At 41.5% G+C, this 3540-nt stretch carries 2 protein-coding genes and 2 pseudogenes; all 4 read left to right on the top strand.

From position 1 onward, the window contains the following. Window positions 1–86: pseudogene (locus tag QTN94_RS19360) on the top strand (IS200/IS605 family transposase); the annotation flags it as partial. Between the two features lie 368 nt (window positions 87–454). Beyond that, a complete protein-coding gene (locus QTN94_RS19365) occupies window positions 455–967 on the top strand; it encodes a ClbS/DfsB family four-helix bundle protein (protein ID WP_101904086.1) in 513 nt (170 codons plus the stop codon). Continuing rightward, window positions 964–1728, top strand: a complete 765-nt coding sequence (locus QTN94_RS19370; protein ID WP_331428585.1) for a 4'-phosphopantetheinyl transferase family protein — start codon at window positions 964–966, stop codon at window positions 1726–1728. Before QTN94_RS19365 ends, QTN94_RS19370 begins: the two co-directional genes overlap by 4 nt. Before the next feature lie 172 nt (window positions 1729–1900). Next, window positions 1901–2975: pseudogene (locus QTN94_RS19375) on the top strand (IS3 family transposase). The last annotated feature ends 565 nt before the right edge of the window (window positions 2976–3540 follow it).

Raw genomic sequence — 3540 nt, forward strand, 5'->3', positions numbered from 1 at the left:
GAATCAATGAAGAAATCATACGCCGATATGTAAGACATCAAGAGAAGCAAGAGCGAGTAGAGCAGCACCAGTTGGCGTTGGATTAAACAAAGGCCCCCTTTTAGGGGGCTCACACAAAGCCACCTTCTTTAGAAGGTGGTAATTTACTGAAGACTGTTTAACAGAAACGGTAGAAGCGGTAAACGAAGCACTAGCTAGCTACCGTAAGTGCTATCCAACTGTTTAGTTTGAATCCTGAATTATTTATTCCTCTCAGTACTGCACGTTTTTATGGTTAATTGTGTTAAAGTCAATACTGCATATCAGGTAGTTAAAGATTTGCCCTTATTTTTCATCAAAAACTGCAGCACTGAGGCTTTTGAAATACTAATCTAAATCGTCATTCAGAATGACAACTTTCTTATCCCGAACTCAGGTTATTTGATAGTAACCCTCTAGATAAAAGGATTTTTTAATGCCTATCCCAACAACCCAAGATGAACTGTTAAAAGCTATTGATAAAAACTTTTCTGTACTTATTAAAGATCTGGAATCTGTACCTTTAGATAAAGTCTTTGAGACCACGCTTGAAGGACATGCAAAAGGAACCATGATGAGTGTCCATAATCTGGTAAGCTATCTTTTAGGGTGGAATGAACTTGTATTGAAGTGGATTGAAAAGGACAAAAAAGAAGAAAATATTGATTTTCCTGAATCGGGTTTTAAGTGGAACCAACTTGGAGATTTAGCTCAAAAGTTCTATTCAGATTACGAAACAGTTCCATTTGATCAGCTTTTAATTGATTTTCAACAAGCGAAGCAAAAAATTGTCGAGTTTCTTGCGGGTGAAACTAATGAACATCTTTACGGAAATACATGGTATGAGAAATATACCATGGGGCGGATGATCCAGTTTAATACATCCTCACCGTATGCAAATGCCCGTACTAGATTACGGAAGTGGAAAAAGCTGAATCAAATTAAATGAAAGTTTTGAAAAGCACTCAACTACTTGCAAATATAGTTGAAGTTTTTGTTTATAACAAAGAGGCACCGTTGGTTGTTTGGACCAAGGTGCCTGATTATTGTGATACAACAAATCTAAGAGCACAGATCAGCTCGCAAGAAAAAGAGATAGCTGACCGTTTTCATTTTCGCCGAGATTATAACAGTTTCGTTGTTGCTCATTCACTTAAACGCCAATTATTAAGTGCGATAATTGGTGTTGAACCTTCCATGTTATTTTTCGGAAAAAATAGTTACGGCAAACCAGTACTTATCACCCCTCAAAGCATGGATATTCAATTTAACTTATCGCATACCAATGGATTGGTTGTAGTTTCTGTAGCCTATCAGACGAAAATAGGTGTTGATGTTGAGCAGGTCGATTCAAAAATAGATACATATAGCCTAGCGTGTTCATATTTTGCCAAACAAGAAATCGCCTTGTTAAAATCATTGCCTGATGATCAGAAAAGGGATGGTTTCTTTCAACTATGGACACTTAAAGAGGCTTTTGTCAAGGCTGATGGAAGAGGTTTAAGTACGCGATTGGATGATTTTCATGTGGTTGATTTAAAAGAAAAAAATTACTTCTTTAATAAGTGGGGAGCTAAGTTAACAAACTGGAAGGCGTACAGTTTTCAGCCTACAGAGAGACATCACTTATCTGTTGTCACTGAATGTCGAAAAGGCAATAAACATGTCCCTACGTTTCACGAAATATCGCTTGGCGATATTGGAAAATAGCCAGACTAGGGCAGATCACTTCACCTTTTAAAGCTAAAGATATACGAGAGAAGTGGTCCCCAATTTTCGGATATGACTTTAAGTGATTGATCTGTTTTGATAGTACCCATAAATACTGTTGCAGATTATGACTAGATAACGTAGAAACCACTCTCCCGAGTTTAAAGCTAAGGTGGCATTGGTTGCCGCTAAAGGTGATAAAACTGTCGCTGAGTTAGCACAGAAGTACAACCTGCACCCTAACCAGATATCTACATGGAAGAAAGAGCTGCTTGAAAATGCAGCCATGATTTTTGCCTCTGAAAGCCAATTGGGAAAAGACAATTTCGAAGAAGTGGACAAGCTTCACGCCAAGATCGGTCAGTTGACCATGGAAAGTGATTTTTTGGCCAAAGTGCTCGGTCGTTAGACCGAGCACAGCGAAAGAGTTCGCTGGATAAATCCACCCAACTACCGATAAAGCGCCAGTGCGAGCTTCTCAATATTACTCGCTCTACGGCTTACTATCAGCCCATCGGACTCTCTGATGAGGAGATTGAACTGCGCCGTATGATTGACGAAATTCACCTTCAGTATCCGTTCATGGGTAGTCGGTGCATTCGAACCGAGCTGGCTAAAAAAGGCCATCACGTGAATCGCAAGCGTATCGTGCGGATCATGCGCAATATGGGCATTGGAGCGATTTATCCCAAGCCAAAAACGACACTGGCGAACAAAGCACACAAGGTTTATCCCTACCTGTTGCGTGATATCGAAGTCACTTACCCGAACCAAGCTTGGGCGATTGATATCAAGTACATCCCAATGGCTAAAGGAACCTTTGCTTGGTTGCCATTATTGACTGGTATAGCCATAAGGTGTTGTCTTAGCGCCTATCGAATACCATGGATACAAGCTTTTGTATCGAGGCTCTCGAAGAGGCGCTTCAACACTACGGACCACCCGATATCTTCAACTCAGATCAGGGGAGTCAGTTTACCAGCACTGAGTTCACACAGAAGTTGCTCGACCATGGCGTTCGGATCAGCATGGATGGGAAAGGCCGCTGGGTCGACAACGTTTTCATCGAGCGATGATGGCGAAGTCTGAAATATGAGGAGGTTTACTTAAAAACTTACACCCCCCGTGAAGCCGAGCTTGAAATCGGCCACTATATGGTGTTTTATAATGAGGAGCGTAACCATCAAGGACTCAATAACCTCACCCCTGATGAAGCCTACTTCGGCAGGCAGAGATACGCTGCATGAGCTGGATCAACCACTTAAGGAATGAGCTTATGTGTCCAACCATTGGGGTCCACTTCTGGTATTCCGATTTGCCCGATCAGTTGTGACAGACCGCTGTCTGCCAGTGTAGTATTTACCTCATGCTTTGTTGTTTTTTCATCGACTCTCCATGAGACTACGTTGACGTGTAGTACTCAGAGATATTCTGAGACGATGCTGGAGTAGTGTGAGCTAATACGGGAAGTGTTTTTCAGTTCTAATCTAACTCTGTTTTTTGGCGAGGGTTACATATAGAGCTGACGAGTATCAATTCAGACGTGAGCTTGCATTCCCCTTTTATATGCATCTCTGGCACTTTGGGGTATGTGATTTAAAGATTTAGGGAGTGCGAGAGGTAAGAGTTCACTGATTAATCTCTCGCTCCTGAGACGCATAATGCCCCCTCTGGCAGGATAGTTGTCACTGTTAAAATTTAACCAGTGTAGGGCGGTAAGAGTGAATTGTGTCTCGTATTCCAACAGAAAGAAAAGAAGCCATATTGAAGAAGCTACTGCCTCCATACTCATTGTCAGTGAGCGAACTTTCA

It is taken from the genome of Vibrio sp. M250220 (genome assembly GCF_036533795.1).
Taxonomy (GTDB): Bacteria; Pseudomonadota; Gammaproteobacteria; order Enterobacterales; family Vibrionaceae; genus Vibrio.

Bases quoted from the DNA above. Each gene is read 5' to 3' on its own strand.
- QTN94_RS19365 (WP_101904086.1), top strand. From the start codon at position 455: ATGCCTATCCCAACAACCCAAGATGAACTGTTAAAAGCTATTGATAAA.
- QTN94_RS19370 (WP_331428585.1), top strand. From the start codon at position 964: ATGAAAGTTTTGAAAAGCACTCAACTACTTGCAAATATAGTTGAAGTT.